Source organism: Amycolatopsis cynarae (genome assembly GCF_026802195.1).
GTDB classification, from domain to species: Bacteria; Actinomycetota; Actinomycetes; order Mycobacteriales; family Pseudonocardiaceae; genus Amycolatopsis_E; species Amycolatopsis_E rhizosphaerae.
The window spans coordinates 7140304-7159951 of sequence record NZ_CP113836.1 but is presented as its reverse complement, the minus strand read 5'-3'; the positions used below and the strand labels follow the sequence as shown (position 1 = coordinate 7159951).

The 19648-nt window shown below is 66.7% G+C and carries 20 protein-coding genes and 2 CRISPR repeat arrays (1 of these 22 cut by a window edge); of the genes, 13 read left to right on the top strand and 7 right to left on the bottom strand.

Features of this window, described 5'->3' with window-relative positions:
- Nucleotides 1-1402: direct repeats of the CRISPR family, unit length 28 nt; unit sequence GGAACACCCCCGCGGGCGCGGGGAAGAC; it reaches 1067 nt to the left of the window's first position.
- Nucleotides 1403-1559: 157 nt separating this feature from the next.
- Genes cas3 through cas2e form a run of 8 tightly spaced genes read left to right on the top strand, consistent with a single transcriptional unit; the run spans nucleotide 1560 to nucleotide 10477 of the window.
- Nucleotides 1560-4331: a CRISPR-associated helicase Cas3' gene (gene cas3, locus ORV05_RS34820; protein ID WP_268756114.1), complete on the top strand. Its 2772-nt coding sequence runs from the start codon at nucleotides 1560-1562 to the stop codon at nucleotides 4329-4331.
- Entirely contained in the window at nucleotides 4318-5955 is a 1638-nt protein-coding gene (gene casA, locus ORV05_RS34815; RefSeq protein WP_268756113.1) for a type I-E CRISPR-associated protein Cse1/CasA, read from the top strand. Before cas3 ends, casA begins: the two co-directional genes overlap by 14 nt.
- Before the next feature lie 20 nt (nucleotides 5956-5975).
- Entirely contained in the window at nucleotides 5976-6593 is a 618-nt protein-coding gene (casB, locus tag ORV05_RS34810; protein ID WP_268756112.1) for a type I-E CRISPR-associated protein Cse2/CasB, read from the top strand.
- A gap of 41 nt (nucleotides 6594-6634) precedes the next feature.
- Nucleotides 6635-7771, top strand: coding sequence for a type I-E CRISPR-associated protein Cas7/Cse4/CasC (cas7e, locus tag ORV05_RS34805; RefSeq protein ID WP_268756111.1), 1137 nt, complete (start codon nucleotides 6635-6637; stop codon nucleotides 7769-7771).
- Nucleotides 7768-8493: a type I-E CRISPR-associated protein Cas5/CasD gene (gene cas5e / locus ORV05_RS34800; protein ID WP_268756110.1), complete on the top strand. Its 726-nt coding sequence runs from the start codon at nucleotides 7768-7770 to the stop codon at nucleotides 8491-8493. The genes cas7e and cas5e overlap by 4 nt, the downstream gene beginning before the upstream one ends.
- A complete protein-coding gene (gene cas6e, locus ORV05_RS34795; protein WP_268756109.1) occupies nucleotides 8493-9149 on the top strand; it encodes a type I-E CRISPR-associated protein Cas6/Cse3/CasE in 657 nt (218 codons plus the stop codon). Before cas5e ends, cas6e begins: the two co-directional genes overlap by 1 nt.
- A gap of 3 nt (nucleotides 9150-9152) precedes the next feature.
- Nucleotides 9153-10118 (top strand): type I-E CRISPR-associated endonuclease Cas1e, encoded by a 966-nt coding sequence (cas1e, locus tag ORV05_RS34790; protein WP_268756108.1) that lies wholly within the window; start codon nucleotides 9153-9155, stop codon nucleotides 10116-10118.
- Nucleotides 10115-10477, top strand: coding sequence for a type I-E CRISPR-associated endoribonuclease Cas2e (cas2e, locus tag ORV05_RS34785; RefSeq protein WP_268756107.1), 363 nt, complete (start codon nucleotides 10115-10117; stop codon nucleotides 10475-10477). The genes cas1e and cas2e overlap by 4 nt, the downstream gene beginning before the upstream one ends.
- A 61-nt stretch (nucleotides 10478-10538) precedes the next feature.
- Nucleotides 10539-12032: direct repeats of the CRISPR family, unit length 28 nt; unit sequence GTCTTCCCCGCGCCTGCGGGGGTGTTCC.
- Between the two features lie 113 nt (nucleotides 12033-12145).
- Here cas2e and ORV05_RS34780 read toward each other — a convergent pair.
- A complete protein-coding gene (locus tag ORV05_RS34780) occupies nucleotides 12146-13384 on the bottom strand; it encodes a helix-turn-helix domain-containing protein (RefSeq protein WP_268756106.1) in 1239 nt (412 codons plus the stop codon).
- A gap of 21 nt (nucleotides 13385-13405) precedes the next feature.
- Nucleotides 13406-13894, bottom strand: a complete 489-nt coding sequence (locus ORV05_RS34775; protein ID WP_268756105.1) for an NUDIX domain-containing protein — start codon at nucleotides 13892-13894, stop codon at nucleotides 13406-13408.
- 199 nt (nucleotides 13895-14093) lie between these two features.
- On the opposite strand from ORV05_RS34775, the gene ORV05_RS34770 reads away from it, so the two are divergent.
- From ORV05_RS34770 to ORV05_RS34760, 3 genes are all read left to right on the top strand, one after another.
- Nucleotides 14094-14357 (top strand): hypothetical protein, encoded by a 264-nt coding sequence (locus ORV05_RS34770; protein ID WP_268756104.1) that lies wholly within the window; start codon nucleotides 14094-14096, stop codon nucleotides 14355-14357.
- A 28-nt stretch (nucleotides 14358-14385) separates the two neighbouring features.
- Nucleotides 14386-14649 (top strand): winged helix-turn-helix domain-containing protein, encoded by a 264-nt coding sequence (locus ORV05_RS34765; RefSeq protein ID WP_268756103.1) that lies wholly within the window; start codon nucleotides 14386-14388, stop codon nucleotides 14647-14649.
- Nucleotides 14650-14722: 73 nt separating this feature from the next.
- Nucleotides 14723-15625, top strand: a complete 903-nt coding sequence (locus ORV05_RS34760) for a phosphotransferase family protein (protein ID WP_268756102.1) — start codon at nucleotides 14723-14725, stop codon at nucleotides 15623-15625.
- Here the strand turns inward: ORV05_RS34760 and ORV05_RS34755 are convergent.
- From ORV05_RS34755 to ORV05_RS34740, 4 genes are all read right to left on the bottom strand, one after another.
- Nucleotides 15522-16412, bottom strand: a complete 891-nt coding sequence (locus ORV05_RS34755) for a tetratricopeptide repeat protein (RefSeq protein ID WP_268756101.1) — start codon at nucleotides 16410-16412, stop codon at nucleotides 15522-15524. The genes ORV05_RS34760 and ORV05_RS34755 overlap by 104 nt on opposite strands.
- Nucleotides 16413-16442: 30 nt before the next feature.
- Complete coding sequence (locus ORV05_RS34750; RefSeq protein ID WP_268756100.1) at nucleotides 16443-17273, bottom strand: IS3 family transposase; 831 nt, start codon at nucleotides 17271-17273, stop codon at nucleotides 16443-16445.
- A gap of 83 nt (nucleotides 17274-17356) precedes the next feature.
- Entirely contained in the window at nucleotides 17357-17620 is a 264-nt protein-coding gene (locus ORV05_RS34745) for a transposase (protein WP_268756099.1), read from the bottom strand.
- Nucleotides 17617-18393, bottom strand: a complete 777-nt coding sequence (locus tag ORV05_RS34740; protein ID WP_268756098.1) for a hypothetical protein — start codon at nucleotides 18391-18393, stop codon at nucleotides 17617-17619. Before ORV05_RS34740 ends, ORV05_RS34745 begins: the two co-directional genes overlap by 4 nt.
- Before the next feature lie 183 nt (nucleotides 18394-18576).
- Between ORV05_RS34740 and ORV05_RS34735 the strand changes: the two genes are divergently transcribed.
- Nucleotides 18577-18765, top strand: a complete 189-nt coding sequence (locus ORV05_RS34735) for a hypothetical protein (protein WP_268756097.1) — start codon at nucleotides 18577-18579, stop codon at nucleotides 18763-18765.
- On the opposite strand, the gene ORV05_RS34730 is transcribed toward ORV05_RS34735, so the two are convergent.
- Nucleotides 18762-19112: a GntR family transcriptional regulator gene (locus ORV05_RS34730; protein ID WP_268756096.1), complete on the bottom strand. Its 351-nt coding sequence runs from the start codon at nucleotides 19110-19112 to the stop codon at nucleotides 18762-18764. The two genes, ORV05_RS34735 and ORV05_RS34730, sit on opposite strands and share 4 nt — an antisense overlap.
- 146 nt (nucleotides 19113-19258) lie before the next feature.
- Here ORV05_RS34730 and ORV05_RS34725 point away from each other — a divergent pair, with 146 nt between their 5' ends.
- A complete protein-coding gene (locus tag ORV05_RS34725) occupies nucleotides 19259-19507 on the top strand; it encodes a hypothetical protein (protein WP_268756095.1) in 249 nt (82 codons plus the stop codon).
- The last annotated feature ends 141 nt before the right edge of the window (nucleotides 19508-19648 follow it).

The window sequence follows — 19648 nt, the reverse complement described above, 5'->3', positions numbered from 1 at the left end:
CGGCCTCCAGTGCCTTGATCGCGGCTTCCAGGGAACACCCCCGCGGGCGCGGGGAAGACGGTCTCGACGTGGTGGTGATCGACTACCTGCAGGGAACACCCCCGCGGGCGCGGGGAAGACCTGTAGTCCTTCCAGTCCCAGCGGTAGACCACGGGAACACCCCCGCGGGCGCGGGGAAGACTCGGCGCCGATCATCGGCCCCCAGGACACATCGGGAACACCCCCGCGGGCGCGGGGAAGACGCGCCGAATCACCGGATCGAAAGCTCCGGCCCGGGAACACCCCCGCGGGCGCGGGGAAGACATGCCCACGTGGGACTCGGGAGCGATGCGGGCGGGAACACCCCCGCGGGCGCGGGGAAGACGCGGTTGTTCTTACCCATGATCGGTCACTCACCGGAACACCCCCGCGGGCGCGGGGAAGACGAACTCGGAATTACCGAGAACCAGGCGCGCCAGGGAACACCCCCGCGGGCGCGGGGAAGACCTCACCTCCGGTCCGGGCAGTCAGCAGGCGTCGGGAACACCCCCGCGGGCGCGGGGAAGACGTGTCGATGCCCGGCATGACCACGAACGTGGAGGGAACACCCCCGCGGGCGCGGGGAAGACGCTGCGGGGCCTGGTCGACGCGCTGCGCGCCCGGGAACACCCCCGCGGGCGCGGGGAAGACCACCCCTGGGGGGAGGGGGGCTATGCGGCGGGGGGAACACCCCCGCGGGCGCGGGGAAGACGCGCGCTGGGCGGCGGCGGTGATCGGGTCAGTCGGAACACCCCCGCGGGCGCGGGGAAGACGCCTCGATCTCCTGGGCGCTCAAGCCCTGCCGGGGAACACCCCCGCGGGCGCGGGGAAGACTCGGTGGGGCTCATGCAGGTGATTGGGCCGACGGGAACGCCCCCGCGGGCGCGGGGAAGACACCTCGTCGAACAGGATCGTGATCGGCCCGTCGGGAACACCCCCGCGGGCGCGGGGAAGACCGACCACCGATTGATTTTCCCGGACACCGCCTAGGAACACCCCCGCGGGCGCGGGGAAGACAGCCCCGAGTTCACCGACTCGACCCTGTCCACAGGAACACCCCCGCGGGCGCGGGGAAGACGGCGGGAAGTGGGCCGTCACGGACGGCTTCTACGGAACACCCCCGCGGGCGCGGGGAAGACATGCCGGGGACGGTAGGGAGCTGCCGTCACTGCGGAACACCCCCGCGGGCGCGGGGAAGACGGCTCACGCCGCGCCTGCGGCCTCTGGTGGATGGGAACACCCCCGCGGGCGCGGGGAAGACCCAGCGAAACTTCGGGCTTGAGCATGTCAGTGAGGAACACCCCCGCGGGCGCGGGGAAGACGGAGAACGGCCCGGCTCGCAACATCGCCCAGGCGGGAACACCCCCGCGGGCGCGGGGAAGACACTTGCTGACCAGCGACGATACACCAACCACGCTCGAAATAGCTTCAACTTCCACCGGCCGCCGCTTCGGGCGCCACGCGCCAATGTAACGATCGGCGACTCTGAGCGACTACTAGTTCCTAAAGGTTTGGTCCTGCTGATCAGGAGGACATGGGGGATGTCGGAAGCGTGGCTCGCCGTGTGGGCGAAGTCCGTCCGTGACGACCACAATGCGGTGACAGAGTGGCTGCCACTGTCTCAGCATCTCGACGACACAGCAGGTGTCGCCAGCCAGTTGGTGGACCACTGGTTGTCGCCGCAGGTGCTGTCCCGCATCGCCGCGGATCTTCCGGAGGGCGTTTCGGGCGTGCGACCTCTTGTGTCCTGGCTGGCTGGGGTGCACGACGTCGGCAAGGCCAGCCCCGCCTTCGCGGTGCAGGTCCCAGCGTTGAGTGATCACATGCGGGACCACGGCTTCTCGATCCGGCCGCAACTCGCTGACCACCCGGACCGGCGGCACGTGTCTCATTCGCTGGTCGGTCATGTTGCCGTCCAGGACTGGCTGGTGTCCGAGTTGGGGTTTCCCCGCCGGGCGAGTGCGATTGCGCTGGCCTCGGTCGTGGGGAGTCATCACGGGGTCCCGCCCGAGCAAAGTGGTCTGACGTTGACGCGGCAGCGGGACGATTTCCGCGGAGTGGGCCTCTGGGAGGAGACTCGGCGGCTGTTCCTGGAACGAGCCACGACCGCTGTCGGCGGGCGCGAGGTGCTGAGCCAGTTCCGTGACGTGCAGTTCACTCTGCCGACCCTCGTCTTGTTGACAGCCGTGGTGATTCTCGCCGACTGGATCGCGTCCAACACGGAACTGTTTCCGCTGCAATCGATCGCGACGCTCCGGCATCCGTTGACCGCTCCGCCGGATGCCGTCACTGCCCAGCGCGTGAAGGATGCTTGGGAGCGGCTCGCGCTTCCGTCCGGCTGGGTCGCCCAGCCGGTACCAGAAGATCTGGACTCCGTGATGCGCGATCGGTTCGCACTGACGGGCAACGCCAGGCCGGTGCAGGTCGCGGCGGTGCGCGCCGCTGCCCGGCAGACGAAGCCTGGGATGATCATCGTCGAGGCACCGATGGGGGTCGGCAAGACCGAAGCCGCGTTGCTGGCCGCCGAGCAATTGGCATCCAAGACCGGAGCCGACGGCTGTTTTGTCGCTTTGCCGACACAAGCTACGTCCGATGCCATGTTCGCTCGCGTCAACACCTGGCTGGAACATCTTCCCCGTTCCGGCAAGCCGTTCACGGTGAACTTGGCTCACGGGAAAGCGCACCTCAACGAGACGTATCTGGGGCTGATGCGCGCGGCCCGTTTGGCGAGCATCGGTGAGGACGACGAGCAGGAAGCCGTCGCGCACCAGTGGTTGCGTGGGCGGAAGAAGTCATTGCTGGCTTCCTTCGTGGTGGGAACGATCGACCAGCTCCTGTTCGCCGGTTTGCGGGGCCGGCACCTGATGCTTCGGCACCTGGGGCTCGCGAGCAAAGTGGTGATTATCGACGAGGTGCACGCCTACGACGTCTACATGTCGCAGTATCTGCATCGGGTCCTGCGTTGGCTCGGTGCCTACCAGGTGCCGGTCGTACTGCTCTCGGCCACGTTGCCCGCAGGTCGGCGCGCTGACCTCTTACGCGCCTACGACAGTGCCACTCCCCTCGATGAGGCCGGCGACCTGGGCTATCCCGTCGTGCTGGCGACAGGTCAATCTCCCGAACGGTTGGCTCTTCCCGAGCGGGGCACTGAGGTGCACGTGGACCACGTGGCCGACGACCTGGACAGCTTGGTCGGCTACCTGCGCGACCACCTCTCCGAAGGCGGTTGTGCCGCCGTAGTCCGCAATACGGTCGGCCGAGTCCAGGAGACGGCCGACCGCCTGATCAGCGAGTTCGGCGATGACCACGTCACCGTCGCGCATTCTCGCTTCCTGGCCTGCGACCGGGCCCGATTGGATCGCGAACTGTTGCGGCGCTTCGGTCCTCCAAGCGCCGAGTCGGACCGGCCTCGGTTCCATATCGTCGTGGCCTCGCAGGTCATCGAGCAGTCCTTGGACGTCGATTTCGATCTGCTGGTGACAGACCTGGCCCCGACCGACCTCGTGTTACAACGGCTAGGTCGTCTGCACCGTCACGATCGCACTCGCCCTGATCGAGTGCGAACTCCGCGTTGCGCGTTGGTGGGCGTAACCGACTGGAAGAGCGATCCGACGTTTGCCGTCCCCGGGTCTCGACGGATCTACGGCGACGACACTCTGCTTCGCGCAGCGGCACTATTTCGTGACCGCGGCACGGTGCGCCTACCGCACGACATCTCCGACCTGGTTCAACAGGCCTACGGCGATGACGAACTGGGGCCGTCGACGTGGCGGGAAGCGATGGCGGCCGCAAGAGAGGAAGCGCGCTTGGTCGCACAGCGACGAGCGGAAGCGGCGAAGGCCTTCCTGCTGGACGAGCCGAAGGAGAAAAGCCTGATCGGCTGGCTGCGCGGAAATGTCGGTGCCCCCGACGATACTCACGCTGGACTCGGACAGGTTCGTGATGGAGAGGAATCATTGGAGGTGCTGGTGGTGCAAAGGGACGCGGACGGCGGCCTGCTGACCCCGGCCTGGATCGAGCACGGTGCCAGCCAACAGATCCCGCTCGATCAGGAGATGCCAGTCGGCTTGGCCCGGACGGTCGCTGCCTGCTCGTTGCGCCTTCCTCAGGCCATGAGCCATCCAGGAGTGATCGACGATGTCATCGCCGCTTTGGAGCGCAACTACTTCACCAGCTTCCAGCAATCTCCCCTGCTGAAAGACCAGCTTGTGCTGGTCCTCGACGAAAGCCGCAGAGCCACCGTGCAACACGGAAGTGTGAACTTCGCGCTGACCTACGACCCCCTGCGAGGCCTGGTCCATGAGCAACGATGATGCCCTCTCCTTCGACCTGGTCGAACGCCCCTGGTTGCTGGCCGTCCGAACCGACGGCACCACTGCTGAGCTGTCGCTGCGGGAGGTTTTCACCCAGGCGCATCAGCTGACCTCGCTGCTTGGCGACGTGCCGACCCAGGTGTTCGCCCTGACAAGGCTGCTGCTGGCGATCCTGCACAGAGCGGTGGACGGACCGCGCGACCTGGACCATTGGGAGCAGTTGTGGGAGGAGGAACGTCTCCCCGCCGACCGGATCGGCCAATATCTCGACCAGTGGCGCCATCGGTTCGACCTGCTGCACCCGCGCACGCCGTTCTTCCAGGTCGCGGAACTGCGCACCGCGAAGGGGGAGATGTCGGAACTGAACAAGTTGGTAGCGGACATCCCGAACGGGCACCCGTACTTCAGCATGCGGTTGGATCGCGACCTTTCGCTGTCCTTCGCCGAAGCAGCCCGATGGGTCGTGCATTGTCACGCGTTCGATCCCTCCGGAATCAAGTCCGGGGCGGTGGGCGACCCGCGGGTCAAGGTTGGAAAGGGCTATCCCATCGGCACCGGCTGGGCGGGCTACCTGGGTGGTGTCCTCCCGCAAGGCAAGACCCTGCGGGACACCCTGCTACTGAACCTGCCTCCGCTCGGCCATTCGACCCTCTCCGGCTGGCAACGGGACGACCGGCCCGCATGGGAGCGTGACCCGGTCGGAGCCGCGGAGGAAGTCACTGGCGGACGCGCGCCGACCGGCCCGATCGATCTCTACACCTGGCAGGCCCGACGCATCCGCCTGGCCTTCGACCAGGAGCACGTCACGGGGGTGCTGATCTGCAACGGCGAGCGAATCACCCCGCAGAACAAACACATCGTCGAACCGCACTCGGCCTGGCGGCGCAGCTTGCCGCAGGAGAAGAAACTCGGCAAGTCGCCCGTCTACATGCCCAAGGAGCACGAACCCGAGCGAGCCCTCTGGCGCGGCCTCCAAGCCTTGCTCCCAGGGGCGATCACCAACGGTGGTGGCAACGAGCCCGCAGCCACGATGACCCCAGCCGTGTTGGAGTGGCTCAACGAGATCAGCGCCGAGGTGATCGGCCTGGACTATCCCGTCCACCTCCATGCGATCGGGATGATCTACGGCAGCAACCAGTCGGTGACCGACGAGATCATCAGCGACGCGCTGGCCATTCGTTCGATGCTGCTGACCAGGCAGACCACGCACCTGGTGTCGGCAGTGACGTCGAGCGTCGCGGCCGCGGAATCCGCCGCCCGGGCCCTGACCTCCCTTGCCGGATCACTGGCCGAAGCGGCCGGCGGCACACCGGACGGGCCAAAAGACCGGGCACGTGAACTCGCCTACGCCGAGTTGGACATGCCGTTTCGCGATTGGGTCGCGGGCTTGGGACCCGATACCGACAGCGTGGATGCCGAACAGGGCTGGCACCGGATCGCCTACCGGACGATCAAGCGGCTGGGCGAGCACCTTCTGACAGAGGCACCAGAGCAGGCATGGATCGGACGTCAGATCAACGGCAGCCTGCTCACCTCCGCTCACGCCGACCGATGGTTTCGCCGCAACCTGTGTAAAGCCCTGCCACTGGCATTCGCCGACGAGCCCGCTGAAGCACGGGCATGACCATCCAGAAAGGATCGCACGTGTCAGCAGACGCGGAGGACGAATCCCCGAAAGCCCGTCCGGCCCGCAGAACGCCACTGGGCCTGGTGGGCGAAGTCGTGGACGAACGGATCGGGAAGCTCCAGACCGGCGTCCTCGCCAACCGCTCCGCCAGCGTGGCAGCGCTCGCCCGGCTTCGCCGCGCGGCAGGCAAACCGGCGGGTTCGATGGGCGACATCCTCGAATACACGCTGGACGCGCGGTTCGCTCCCGCTGATCCGAACGATGACGCGCCGACCGCGGCCGAGAAGGCCATCCATGTGGCGATGACCCTCTACGCCGTACACCAGCAGTCCCAAGCCGACCGGATGCACCGTCCCGGCCACGGACTCGGACGCTCGACGCGGGCATTGATTCCCGAGTCACTGGATCCGGAGAAGAGCACGCACCCCGTGCTGCGCCGGTTCCAGGCCTTGGGCACTTCGAAGAACCTCGACGAACTGGCGCACCACGCCCGTGGCCTGGTCCAACTGCTGCGAGCAGCGAAGATTCCCCTCGACTACGGCCTGCTCGCCGACGACCTGCTGCGCTGGCAGAAACCGGGCGGCGCTTCCGCCGTTCGCCTCCGCTGGGGACGTGAATTCTTCCGCATCCCGTAACAAACACTCCCGCCTCTTCTCCCGCGTAAGGAAAATTCGCCATGGCCCGCACCATCATCGACATCCACGTTCTGCAGACAGTGCCGCCGAGCAACATCAACCGCGACGACACGGGAAGCCCCAAGACCGCCGTTTATGGCGGGCACACCCGCGCACGCGTCTCCAGCCAGGCGTGGAAGCGCGCTACTCGCGACGCGTTCCCCACCTTCCTCGACACCAATGAGCTGGGTGTGCGCACCAAGCGTGTCGTGGAGCTTGTCGGCGACCGCATCGCCGAGTTGGACCCGGCCCTCGCCGAGCGCTCGGCGGAACTGGCGGCGGAGGTGCTGCTCGCCGCGGGCATCAAGACCGAGAAGCCCCGTAAGAAGGAGGGCCTTCCCGAAGCCGGTTACCTGGTGTTCCTCAGCCGCCGCCAGATCGACGGCCTTGCCGAACTCGCCGTCGAAACGGCTCGCGAGGCCGGTGACGGAAAGCTGACCTTCCCCAAGCAGGAAGCCAAGGCTCGGGCGAATCGGGATCAGTCTGTCGACGTTTCCCTGTTCGGGCGGATGATCGCGGAGGTCACCGACCTCAACGTCGACGCCGCCGCCCAGGTCGCGCACGCCTTGAGCGTGCACGCGGTGGACAACGAGTACGACTACTACACCGCCGTGGATGACCACAAGAAGGCCGATGCCGAGGAAGATGCCGGCGCAGGCATGATCGGCACGGTCGAATTCAACTCCTCCACTCTCTACCGCTATGCGACGGTCGATGTGGATCGGCTGCAGGACAACCTCGGCGACCCTGAGGCCACCCGCCGCGCGGTGGAGGCCTTCGTGCGCGCCTTCGTGTCCAGCATGCCGACCGGCAAGCAGAACACGTTCGCCAACCGCACACTGCCCGACGCTGTGCTGGTCTTCGCTCGCGACACCCAGCCCGTCAACTTCGTGGGCGCGTTCGAAGAACCGGTAACCGAACGAGAGCAGGGCGGCCGCATCACCGCGGCGATCCGTCGTCTGGCGGACTACGGACGCGACGTCCACGAGGCCTACGACCAGAATCCCGTCGCCGCTTGGATCTTCGGTGTGGGCGAGCGGGTAGCTCCGCTCACCGACCTGGCCGAGCGCACAACCTTCGACAAGACCGTCGACGCGGTTGGTGACCTCGTTGCCGCGCGGCTGGCGGGCCAGTCGTGACCGTCCTGCTCCTGCGCCTCGCCGGGCCGCTGCAGTCTTGGGGAACCAGCAGCAGGTTCGTCCGCCGCAACACCGATCGGGCCCCCAGCAAGAGTGGTGTCATCGGGCTCCTGGCGGCCGCCAAGGGGCTGCGCCGGACCGACCCCCTTGAAGACCTCGCGCACTTGCGCGTCGGTGTTCGGCTCGACCAGCCCGGTCGCGTGGAGCGGGACTTCCAGACCGCGCGAACCCGGGACGGCTCGACCTCCATGCCGCTGTCCTATCGCTTCTACCTCGCGGACGCGGTGTTCCTCGCAGCCGTCGAAGGAGACCGGGCGCTGTTGGAGGGCTTGGCCGAGGCGTTGCGGCGGCCGGTCTACCCCCTCTACCTGGGACGCCGGTCCTGTCCTCCTGCCGGGCCGCTGCTGTTGGGGCTTCGCGACGGGGACATCGAGACCGCGCTGAACACGGAACCGTGGCGTGCCTCGCCCTGGGTGCAACGCTCGCACCGGTCCGACCGCATCACGCTGGACGCTTTGTTGGATTGCCCGCTCGATGTCGACAACGGCTACCTCGTGCGCGACGAGCCCCTGACCTTCGACCCGCGTCACCGCGACTACACCTGGCGCCGCGTCCAGGACAAGCGCATCGAAGTGGCCAACCCTCTCCATAACGGAAACCGCCCGGCTACCAGCTCCCCCGACCCGCACGACCCGATGGCCGCGCTGGAAGGCGCACTCTGATGTTCCTGACCCGATTCGAGATCAACACCGCCCGTCGAGCGGCCCGCGAGCTCCTCGCCTCGCCACAGAGAATGCATGCCGCTGTCCTGGCCGGCTTCCCTTCGGTCGGTTCGGCGGCGGCATCCGAAGGCCGGGTGCTCTGGCGGCTGGACCAGCACCGGCACCAAGCGCTGCTCTACCTGGTGAGCCCGACCCAGCCGGACCTCACTCACCTTGTCGAGTCGGTCGGCTGGCCTGCCACTCAGACCTGGGCCACTCGCCACTACGCGCCCTTCCTCGAAGCGCTCGGCAAAGGTGATCAGTGGGCGTTCCGGCTCACTGCGAACCCGGTCAGCAGCCGCCGCAAAACGCCTGACGCAGCGAGGACTCAGCGATTCGCGCACGTCACGGTGGCTCAGCAGACGGAATGGCTGCTCACCCGCGCTCACCGCCACGGGTTCGCCATCGTCACCGGGCTGCACTGCGAACCCGATGTCGCGGTGCACCGTCGCCAGACACTGCGGTTCCCGCGCCAAGGCAAGACAGTCACGCTGAGCACGGCAGTCTTCGAAGGGCGCCTGGAGGTCATCGATCCCGAACTGCTGCGGCAATCGCTTGTCCAGGGCATCGGCCCGGGCAAGGGATACGGCTGCGGGTTACTGACGCTGGCAAGGTAGATCATGGCGGACATCCCCGGCGCGCCTCCTGTCCCCATCTCTCACCTCACTCGGGCGCAGGATCGTCTTACCTTTCTCTACCTTGAGCACTGCATCGTGCACCGAGACGCCAACGCGATCACGGCACGCGATGCTCGCGGCACCGTCCACATCCCGGCCGCCACCGTCGGTGCGCTCCTACTCGGGCCGGGAACCCAGGTGAGTCAACAGGCCATGGTGCTGCTCGCCGAGAGCGGCGCCACGGCCGTGTGGGTCGGGGAACACGGCGTGCGCTACTACGCGCATGGCCGTTCCTTGGCCAGGTCGTCCCGTCTCCTCGAAGCGCAAGCCGCGTTGGTGTCCAATCAACGCTCTCGGCTCCGCGTTGCCCGGGAGATGTACGCCATGCGGTTTCCCGGCGAGGACACCACGGGTCTCTCGATGCAACAGCTCCGCGGCCGCGAGGGTGCCCGCGTACGACGGGTCTACCGGCAACATGCCGAGCGCACCGGCGTGGAGTGGGATCGCCGGGATTACGACAGCGCCGACTTTGCCGCCGGCACACCTATCAACCAGGCACTTTCCGCGGCCAACACCAGCCTCTACGGCGTGGTTCACGCCGTCATCGTGGCCCTCGGCTGCGCACCAGGACTAGGCTTCGTCCACACCGGCCATGTCCGATCCTTCGTCTTCGACATCGCCGATCTCTACAAGGCCGAAATCACCATTCCGGTGGCCTTCGACATCGCCTCCCGCGAGGTCTCCGACATCGGCGCCGAAACGAGACGCGCAATCCGTGACCGCATGAAGGACGGCGCCTTCCTGGAGACCTGCGTCCGGGACATCAAGACGCTGCTCACCGGCGAAGACGAGGAGATCGAGTACGGCCCCGAGGCCTTCGAGGATGCCGACGTGGTCATGTTGTGGGACTCCAACGGCCGCACCGTCGCCGGCGGGACCTCGTACTGGGAAGACGAGGACGAGATATGACCGTCATCGTCGTCGCCGCATGCCCCGTCGGCCTACGCGGCCACCTCACCCGATGGCTGCTGGAGATCTCACCAGGTGTGTTCGTCGGCAAACCAACCAAGCGAGTCCGCGACCTCATGTGGGTCCGCGTCGTCGAGATGGTCAAGAACGGCCGGGCCATCATGGTTCACACCGCCAACAACGAACAGGGCCTGGACTTCCGCGTCCACGACCACGACTGGATCCCAACCGACTTCGAAGGCGTCAACCTCATGCTCCGCCCACACAAAGATGGGGAGTCAGGCACGCCCTCCGGCACGGCCGGACAACGCAAGACAGGATGGAGTGCCGCTGGCAGACGCCGCCGCTACGGTCGCTAAACCTCATGCCAAGCTGATGCTGAAACGCCACTTCTGTCCGCAAAAGCCCAGGTCAACAAGTGTCTTCCCCGCGCCTGCGGGGGTGTTCCCTCTGTTGGTACGTTGAAAGACAGCGCGGTGAGGTCTTCCCCGCGCCTGCGGGGGTGTTCCTCCGGCCGGGCATTCCTGCCCGGCCGCAATCCTGTCTTCCCCGCGCCTGCGGGGGTGTTCCCTGTGGGGGCGGCAGGGCGCGACCGAAGCTGCTGGTCTTCCCCGCGCCTGCGGGGGTGTTCCTGAGGCAGGTAGGGAGCCGCGCCGGAGCGTTGCGTCTTCCCCGCGCCTGCGGGGGTGTTCCGGCTCCGGCCTTTGGGCGGAAAGAGTGGCGAATGTCTTCCCCGCGCCTGCGGGGGTGTTCCCACCGGCCGCGGGCCGTCGTCGGGCGCGGTGTCGTCTTCCCCGCGCCTGCGGGGGTGTTCCCATGCAGTAGGGCGCGACTGCTTTGGGGGTGGGGTCTTCCCCGCGCCTGCGGGGGTGTTCCCGCCACCGAGGCCGCGGTGTCTGCGCTGCGTCAGTCTTCCCCGCGCCTGCGGGGGTGTTCCGGCGCCGACCGGCATCGCCGCGCGCACCTGGCGGTCTTCCCCGCGCCTGCGGGGGTGTTCCCCCGCCGCCCGGTTCGTGGGAGGACCCGCAGGCGTCTTCCCCGCGCCTGCGGGGGTGTTCCGGTGAATCGGGACTCTCACCCGATTCTCGCTCGGTCTTCCCCGCGCCTGCGGGGGTGTTCCCCGCACCAACCGGCGGCGCGCGTCGAAGACGCCGTCTTCCCCGCGCCTGCGGGGGTGTTCCACAGCGTCCTGACCTGCATAAACGCCGTCACGCGTCTTCCCCGCGCCTGCGGGGGTGTTCCCGGCACCTACGCCTGGAGTGCAGCCGACTGGGCGTCTTCCCCGCGCCTGCGGGGGTGTTCCGCATGGTGCGCACCGTACCGACGCCTACGAATTGTCTTCCCCGCGCCTGCGGGGGTGTTCCGACAAGCACCTGGGCGACGGTCCCGGCCGTGCAGTCTTCCCCGCGCCTGCGGGGGGTGTTCCCACGCGGCGAGCGTGATTAGTGAGGGCGCGGCGGTCTTCCCCGCGCCTGCGGGGGTGTTCCCGGGTAGGAGGTCACCCGGCCGCCGCCGTCTTCGTCTTCCCCGCGCCTGCGGGGGTGTTCCCCATTCGTTCGGCGTGATCGGCTTCGGTGCCACGTCTTCCCCGCGCCCGCGGGGGTGTTCCCACCGAGCGTGGCGCCGTCGCTCACGTTCTCGAGTCTTCCCCGCGCCCGCGGGGGTGTTCCCAGTGGGTAACGGAGGCGGCGCCACAGCGCCCGGTCTTCCCCGCGCCCGCGGGGGTGTTCCGTGGACCTCGGGAGGTTCGCCGCGCGGCTGTTCGTCTTTCCCGCGCCCGCTGGGATGTTCCGGCTACCCGGTCACTGTCTATTGCGGACTCGGCGTCTTCCCCGCGCCCGCGGGGGTGTTCCGGCTTACCGGCAGGGCGAGCCGATCACCCTGCGGTCTTCCCCGCGCCCGCGGGGGTGTTCCCCGGCCGAGGCTGCATCGGCCGGTGTCGTGCGGATCTTCCCCGCGGAGCGGGGGTTTACCCGAGCCCGAAGCAGTTGCACCACCTCGGCGGGCGTCTTCCCGCGCTCGCAGGCCTACTCCGTGGGGTCCACGATCCCGAAGTGTGCCGCCAGTTGAGCAAACTCCGCGCCTCGACGACGAGGTGCGCGGTCAACGATGTTGCGCATGGTCGCCATGCCCAAAGGCTGGTACCGCACCCAATCTGGGGCTAACTCCTTGGCCTCAATCAGGTAGTGAAGTACCTCGGAGTACCGGCGCAACTCCAACGACACCGCGGCGAGCCTCAGTCGGTGGCCAGCCTCCCAGAAGGCCGGCACTTCACCTCTCGCAGTGGGGATGGTCGCAGCTAGGCGCAATGCCTTCTCTGGATCCCCAGCCCGCGCGGTCTGGTCGATCCGCTGGAGGGTTGCGACGCGAGGGCCGAAGATCGCCGCTTCGGTTGCCGTATCGCCCCTTGAGCGCAGAGCGGCCGCCTGCGCCTCGGCGAGCAGGTCCGCGGCCCGGGATGGACTACCGGCCGAGAGTGCGGCGGACGCCGCGTTGAACAGAAGGTTCCCAAAAACACCGGCCCGAGCGGGGTCACGGTCGAGCATGGCGGGTTGCACCCGCTCGGCCGCAGTCACGGCCACGCGCTCGGCGTCCTCGAAACGGCCTTGCCGGACGAGGGTCCAGGCGAGATAGCGCAGGGAGATCGCTGTCTCCAGCTCGGGAGCGTCTGATCGGCGAGCGGCATCGAGGGCGTGTTCGGCTGAGGTCCAGGCAAGGTCGTCGAATCCGGCCCGCCCGGCCATGCCTGCGCCGAGCCGGTAGGCGGTGGAGAGTGCGCGGTGTGCCCGCGCCTTCTCGTCGCCGGTTGTCGAGCGGACGAGCCGACGTGCGTCGGCGAGCACTACGGGCAGCATGTGGCTGAGCTCCCCATGTCGCCCGTCGACGTAGGCGCGCCACGCCCGGTGTGCTGCCTTAGCCAGTTCGTCGAGGTCGACGACTTCGCGAGACTCGGCGAAGTCCTCCAGGCCCGGGATGTCGTCGCCTGCTGTGATCGCCTGCCGCAACGTCGCTATGTCGATCTGCGCTGGCGGGACTGGGCCAGCCTGTCCGAGCAGCCGTTCCACCGATACGCCGAGGGCAGCGGCAAGCTTGTTCAAAGTCGCCGGGCGGGTGGTTTGGCGAACGCCTTGTTCGATGCGGGCCACGGTGTCGATCCCGACGCCGGCGGCCTCGGCGAGTTCGTGTTGCGACATGTCGCGCGCCTTGCGATAGCGCGCGAGGTTCTCCGAGAGATTGCCGCCAGCCGTCATGTCCCCCTCCAGCACAGGCCTCAGCAAAACCCCAGGTTAACCGCCGATCGGCTCGCCGTTCTCGCACAGCGCGAGTTCACCCGTTCGGACGGCGTCGAGCGCAGCCGCGAGCCGTCGGGCAAGTGAGGCCTTGAGTTTCTCCGCCGCGTCGTCCAGGTACTCGAGCCGAGCGGCGATGATCTCAGGATCGGTGAGGATCAGGTCTCTCGCCTCTTGCTCGGTGATCACGCCGCCGTCGAACACGAACGCGAGGCCCTCAGGCATCCGCCCGTCATCGGCCACGTGATCGATCACCAGCGGCCGTCCCAACGGGCGGTTAAGGCCGATCTCCTCCTGCACTTCGCGAATGGCGGTCGTCCATGGCGCTTCTCCGGCATCGACGGCACCGCCCGGGATGTCCCAGTGGGGCTTGTACGACGGTTCAACGAGCAGAACGCGTCCAGCCGCGTCCCGGTAGAGCACCCCGGCGGACATCCGCTTGCGGTCCAGAGACCGCACGTACTCGTCGAACGGCAGGAGATCCACGCCCGAGAGGTTACCGGGCCATAGTGCCCCGTGCCGTTCTGTGCTCCGCAGGCATAGAACCGGCCGCGGCAGGGTGCGAAAACATGGATCAAGGCCCTGTTTTCCCAGGTCAACAGGATCGAAGATCAAGAAGGGGCACATCACTACCGGCCAGCTGCCGGAGCGCCTCAAACACCAGCGAGCGAGGGAAGGAGACAGGGTGCACAAGCGTGACGTGTCGCTCCTACGTGCCGTGAGCGACATGAATCGGCACCTGGGCGAAGTGCTCCTGGAGGTGATGCAACCGACGCGAGACGATCAGGCCCGCTCGGACGCGCTGCTGACGCTTGCCGACTGCATGCGGGCTGTCGCGCAACGGTTGGAGAACCGTGCCGAGGAGATCAACGGGCAGGACGCGCCGCTGCCCAGCCAAGGCCCCTCGGGGCAGCTCGTTCCCGACGCCATCGCCTCCGTCCCTCGCTGATCAGCCCGAGGAAGACACAAGGAATCACATGCACCACGAGATCGACACCGACACCCCCGGCTACGTCTACGAAACGGTGGCAAACCACATCGCACGGCGCATCGAGACTGGCGACCTCAAGCCGAACCAACCACTCCCCTCGGAGAGGGTGCTTGCCGAGGAGTACGGCGTTTCTCTCGGCACCGCTCGACACGCGACCAAGCTGCTGCGCGAACGCAAGTTCGTCGTCACGATCAGCTCAAAAGGCACCTATGTCGCCGATCCCAGGAACCGGACCGCGAGCAACTGCTAGGAATCAGGGGGAGCAGTCATCAGGGCTGCTCCCCCGTAACCTGGCAGCGCTGACCGGACTGAGGAGAGGGTGCATGGCCGAGGAATCGACGGTGTTCTCCGCCGAGACGACGCGCGCGATCCTGCAGAACGCCTGTCGCAAGGCCGGTCTGCCTTCGGAAGGCGCTTCCCTGATGCGTCTCGGCGAGAATGCCCTCTACCAGCTCGACCCGGTACCTGTTGTCGTGCGCATCGCTCGCACGATGGACTACTGGTCAAGTGCAGTGAAGGAAGTCGACGTAGCCCGTTGGCTCGCTCACGAGGGCTTCTCGGCTGCCGAGCTGTACGACGTCGACGAGCAACCACTAGAAGTCTCCGGCCATCCGGTCACGTTCTGGCGGTTCATTCCCGGCCCCGTCGCCACACCCGACGATGTTGCGATCCTGGGCCATTCGCTCCGGAAGCTGCACGAGTTGCCCGTCCCGGCCAGTCTGTCACTGCCTCGGGTCGACATCCTTAGCCGTGTAGAACCGCGGGTCGCCAAGTCCCCGGTTCCCGACACGGACAAGGCGATGCTGCTGGAACGCTGCGAGCAGCTGCGGCACGAGATCGCGAACCTCAACTTCCCCTGTGCGGAAACCGTGATCCACGGCGACGCACACATCGGCAACCTCATGCTCGACTCCGGTCGCCCAGTGCTCATCGACTTCGAGAACGTCGCCTGGGGCCAACCCGAATGGGACCTATCGATGACCGCCACCGAGTACCTCACGGCCGGCTGGTGGTCGGCCGAGCAGTACACATCGTTTGCCGAGGCCTACGGCTGGGACGTCACCCGGTGGGAGGGCTTCAAGACGCTACGAGCGACTCACGAGATCAAGATGACCACCTGGCTCATGCAGAACGTTGACCAGTCTGCGGATATCGCGGCCGAGTACCAGACGCGGGTCCGGACGATCCGGACTGGCGTGGCTGACCAGAAGTGGCGGCCGTTCTAGCCCGCGCAAGCGAGCTTGGCAGATCTGGATACTGCTCCCGGAGCAGGTGTTCGAACTCGCCAACGAGCCTGTGACCTGCATGGACGGAGACCGTGCCCTGAAAATCGGTCAGGTAACGAAGGTAGCGCGCGGACTGCAACCCGGCACCGTTGCGGACCGCCTCCGAAGCCAGCGTGACCGCTTCCTCCAGATCACCGGCACTGTATGAGGCGACCGCGGAGACCATCTGAATGAAGGCCCGCGTTCGTGGTGGCGTGTCCGGGCTGAGGGCGCGGCCAACGAACTCTTTGGTCTCCTCGGCCAGGCCCAGGTCCCGGAAGCAGTGCGAGGCATCACCGGCAAGTTCCGCGGGGTCGTAATAGCCGATCCAGCCTGGCTCGCGTGCCGGATCGCGTTGCTCGAAGAGTTGCTCGGCCCGATGGATGGCTTCCGCGGTTCCTCGCCGATCGCCCAGGTTCGCTAGGGCACGAGCCTCGTGCATCACGTACATGGTCTGGACATTCTTCGTCGCCTGGCCGGCGGTCGCGCTCTGCGCTGCCCTCGCGAACTTCACCGCATCGGCGTAGTTGCCGAGGAAGTTCGCCTGGTGCGACAGGTTCGCGAGCAACCGCCCGCCCATCATGTAGTCGCGTGCCTCTCGCGCCAGCTTCAAGCCCTGCACGAAGTAGCGCATTGCCGCACCGTGACGGCCTGCGTCATAGGCACTCCAGCCCAGCAATTGAGCTACCTCCGCGGCCGCGCCGAAGATCTCGCGGCGAGCCGCTTCGGGGTGGCTCTTGAGGTTCACCCCGAGTGGTGGACAGGGGCTTACAAGGGTTCAGGCAGCCGTTCGGAGTGATTGCTCGAAGTTGTCGGGGCTGATCATCCCGATCGCGGAGTGCCGCCGTGTACTGTTGTAGAAACTGATCCATTTGTCAATCGCGGCAACGAGTTCTGTCTTCGTGGCGTACGTGTGCCGGTAGTAGTGCTCGTGTTTGAACGTCGACCAGAACGATTCCGCCGGGCTGTTGTCCCAGCAGATCCCGGTCGCGCCCATCGACCGGCGCAGCCCGTGCCGGAAACACGCTGCGGCTGTCAGGTGCGCCGTGTATTCCCCGCCGCGGTCGGAATGCAGGATGGTGCCACGACATCTGGCGCCACGGGCGGCCACTGCGGCATCGATGGCATCGGTGACCATCGCGGCACCGATGTGTTCGGACACGCTGTAGCCCAACACTTTCCGGGAATGTCCGTCCCGGATCGCGCACAGGAACATCTCGCCCTCACCACACGTCAGATACGTGATGTCGGTGAGCCAGACCGCGTCGGGCCGGTCCCGGTCGAAGTGCCGGTCGACCAGATCCGGCGGGAACGACGCGGTCGGATCGACCACCGTCGTCTTCACCTTGAACGTGCGCGGGCTGATGCCCTCGAGCCCGATCGAGGCCATGATCTTGGCGACGGTCTTCGCGGTGACCACCTCGCCTTGGTCACGCAGTTCGGCAGTGATCCGCGGCGACCCGTAGGTTCCACGCGACTCTGTGTGCGCCTGGGTGATCTTCACCTCCAGGTCGGCTCGGCGTTGCTGCCGCGGTGTAAGCACCGTTGCCGCAACACGCTTGACGTGGGCGTAGTAGCCCGACGTCGACACGCCCAGCAGTCGCGCCATGCGGCGGACCGAGAACCGGGCGTTCGGCGGCGAAGCGGTGGTGGCGGCGGCGGCGAACTCGTCGGGGCCGGCGTACTTGGCCATCAGAGCGAACCGGGCCGGTTCTTCTGCATCGCGGCAAAGTACGCCGAGGCTTTTACCAGGAACGCGTTGTCCTTCTCCAGCTCGGCCACCTGCCCGCGCAGGCGCAGCAACTCGGCCCGCTCGGCGGCCTCCAGGGGTTTGTCCCCGTGGACCTCGGCCGCGGTGATCCGGCGTCGTTCGTCTTTGACCCAGACACTCAACATGCCCGCGTCGATTCCCAGCTCGCGAGCGACCTCGGAGATCGTACGGCCGGAATCGATCACACGGTGAGCAGCCTCGACCTTGTACTCGGCCGTGTACGAACGGCGCTTGTGAGGAGGCATGAGGACATCCTTTCAACAGGACCACTGGTCCTGCTAACTCGGTGTCCACTACCCGGGGTGAACCTCATCTTCCGGAGTTCGGGCACCACCTGGTCGCGGAAGAACTGCAAGAGCATCCTCCGGACGTAACCACCACCCCACTGGAAGTCCATCTTCATGAAGGTGGCCGTTGTGTCCCGGATGCGTTCGGCGAGCGCGAAGCCGCGAAGGGACTCGAAGTCCTCCGAGATGGTCAGTGTGAGAGGTTCGGCGAACAGGTAGCCCGTGATGATCTGCGGGGCCGCCTCGCTGCTCCAGCCCGCACCCGCGACGATCGCAGCGTCGTTGAGATCCCGGGCGGCGAGCGTGTCCAGCAAGCGCACGGCCGTGTCAGTCTGCTCTGGGTACTCGACGCCGTGCTCAATGAGTTCGTCGGTCTGCCCCTCGCCCTGCCCCGAACTCACCTCTCCGGAATCGGCAAATCCGATCTCGTCGAGCGTGACGACTTGGCCGAGCAGTTCACCGAGGACCTTGGCGATCAACTGACAGGTTCGCGTGTGCGGTTTGGTGCCGTCGAGCCAGCGTTTGACCGACACGTGGTCGCACCGCACAGGCTCGCCGCCGTCGGATTCGCTGAGTAGGCGCACCCGGCGGGCCAACCCCTTGTTACTCGCCCCCGCCTGCTTCATAACCCCAGCTAGGAGCGTGTTCGGCTGCTTCTCAGTGTCGACCACGCATACCTCCGTGGTCATTAAAGCACCCCCCGTGCACCCCCTGGTGCACAAATGCACCCCCCGGCGCACGCTGCCGCACCCCACCGCTTCACCGGTTTCCTAACCGCATGAGCGACAACACCGGACCGGATCACCGCTTCGGACAGCCGCACAAGGCGGTCGCTGACTCGAAAGGAAACGGAAATGGCGAAGAACCCCTACCCCGTGATGAACACTGGCGGCGGGCTGCTGCCGAAGCTGCTCGGCCTGCTCACGTTGATCGCGGTGGTCGTACTCGTGATCAAGTACCCAACGGACGCCGCGCGGTGGGTGCGGGGTTTGGGCACCGTGATCGACGGCCTCGTGGCCTTCTTCCGAGCCCTGTTCGGCTAGCTATGGTCCAGACGACGTTCGATCTCGGTCAAGCGACGGCGGATCTCGGCGATGGCCTGCCAGACGCGCTCATCACCTCCGGACTGGCGACCAGCAGTCTCGGCCTCGGCCGGTTGAGTGCGCACGAACGAGCCCTTGCCATGTCGGGTGACCACCAGGCCCTCGTCCCGCAGCAAGGTCACCGCGCTCTTCGCCGTGTTGATGGCGACACCCCAGGAGTCGGCGAGTTCCTGGTAACTGGGCAGTTGAGCACCTGGGGCGTACTCCCCCGACTGGATCGCGGCCCGCAGACCACCGGCCACTTGCAGGTAAGGCGCGCGCGGGTCATCCGGGTCGAAGGAAGCCATACCCACAAGGGTAGGGCAAGCAACTCAGTTAAGTTAGTTCAAGCAGCTCTATTGACAGAGTTGATAGACAACTTCTACGTTGTGTCTCGGCCGGGAACCGGCCTCTCCTACCGCACGAGATCCACCGACATCTTGGAGTCCATCTCATGGATGACCTCGTTCCGCCGCTCAGTTACGCACCGGACGGCCTGTACGAGTCGGACATTGACGCACTGCTCACCGAGTACTTCGGCCCTGATCACGGCCTGCCCGAAGTCGACACGACGGTGGCACCGGCATTCGACCGGGTGGCCGAGCACCGGCACATCCGTCGAATCAGCCGCCAAACGATCAACGCTGCCTTGCGGTCGGTCCGCGCGAGTTCAACCAGCACCGACAACGACGCCGCGGCTTGAGTTTGCCCCGGTCCGGCGCACGGAACCGCCAAGAACCACTCGCCGGAACGGGTTTCTCCCAACCAGCACGAAACAAGCCAGGAGAACACCAATGGTAGGGCTGAACATGCCCACGAGTACTGGAAGCGCTTATCCGCCGTC

Excerpts from the sequence above, each read along its gene's own strand:
- cas2e (WP_268756107.1), top strand. The coding sequence starts at position 10,115 with ATGACCGTCATCGTCGTCGCCGCATGCCCCGTCGGCCTACGCGGCCAC.
- ORV05_RS34760 (WP_268756102.1), top strand. The coding sequence starts at position 14,723 with ATGGCCGAGGAATCGACGGTGTTCTCCGCCGAGACGACGCGCGCGATC.
- ORV05_RS34750 (WP_268756100.1), bottom strand. The coding sequence starts at position 17,273 with ATGGCGCGACTGCTGGGCGTGTCGACGTCGGGCTACTACGCCCACGTC.
- ORV05_RS34735 (WP_268756097.1), top strand. The coding sequence starts at position 18,577 with ATGGCGAAGAACCCCTACCCCGTGATGAACACTGGCGGCGGGCTGCTG.
- cas1e (WP_268756108.1), top strand. The coding sequence starts at position 9,153 with ATGGCGGACATCCCCGGCGCGCCTCCTGTCCCCATCTCTCACCTCACT.
- casA (WP_268756113.1), top strand. The coding sequence starts at position 4,318 with ATGAGCAACGATGATGCCCTCTCCTTCGACCTGGTCGAACGCCCCTGG.
- ORV05_RS34725 (WP_268756095.1), top strand. The coding sequence starts at position 19,259 with ATGGATGACCTCGTTCCGCCGCTCAGTTACGCACCGGACGGCCTGTAC.
- ORV05_RS34730 (WP_268756096.1), bottom strand. The coding sequence starts at position 19,112 with ATGGCTTCCTTCGACCCGGATGACCCGCGCGCGCCTTACCTGCAAGTG.
- cas3 (WP_268756114.1), top strand. The coding sequence starts at position 1,560 with ATGTCGGAAGCGTGGCTCGCCGTGTGGGCGAAGTCCGTCCGTGACGAC.
- cas6e (WP_268756109.1), top strand. The coding sequence starts at position 8,493 with ATGTTCCTGACCCGATTCGAGATCAACACCGCCCGTCGAGCGGCCCGC.
- ORV05_RS34765 (WP_268756103.1), top strand. The coding sequence starts at position 14,386 with ATGCACCACGAGATCGACACCGACACCCCCGGCTACGTCTACGAAACG.
- cas7e (WP_268756111.1), top strand. The coding sequence starts at position 6,635 with ATGGCCCGCACCATCATCGACATCCACGTTCTGCAGACAGTGCCGCCG.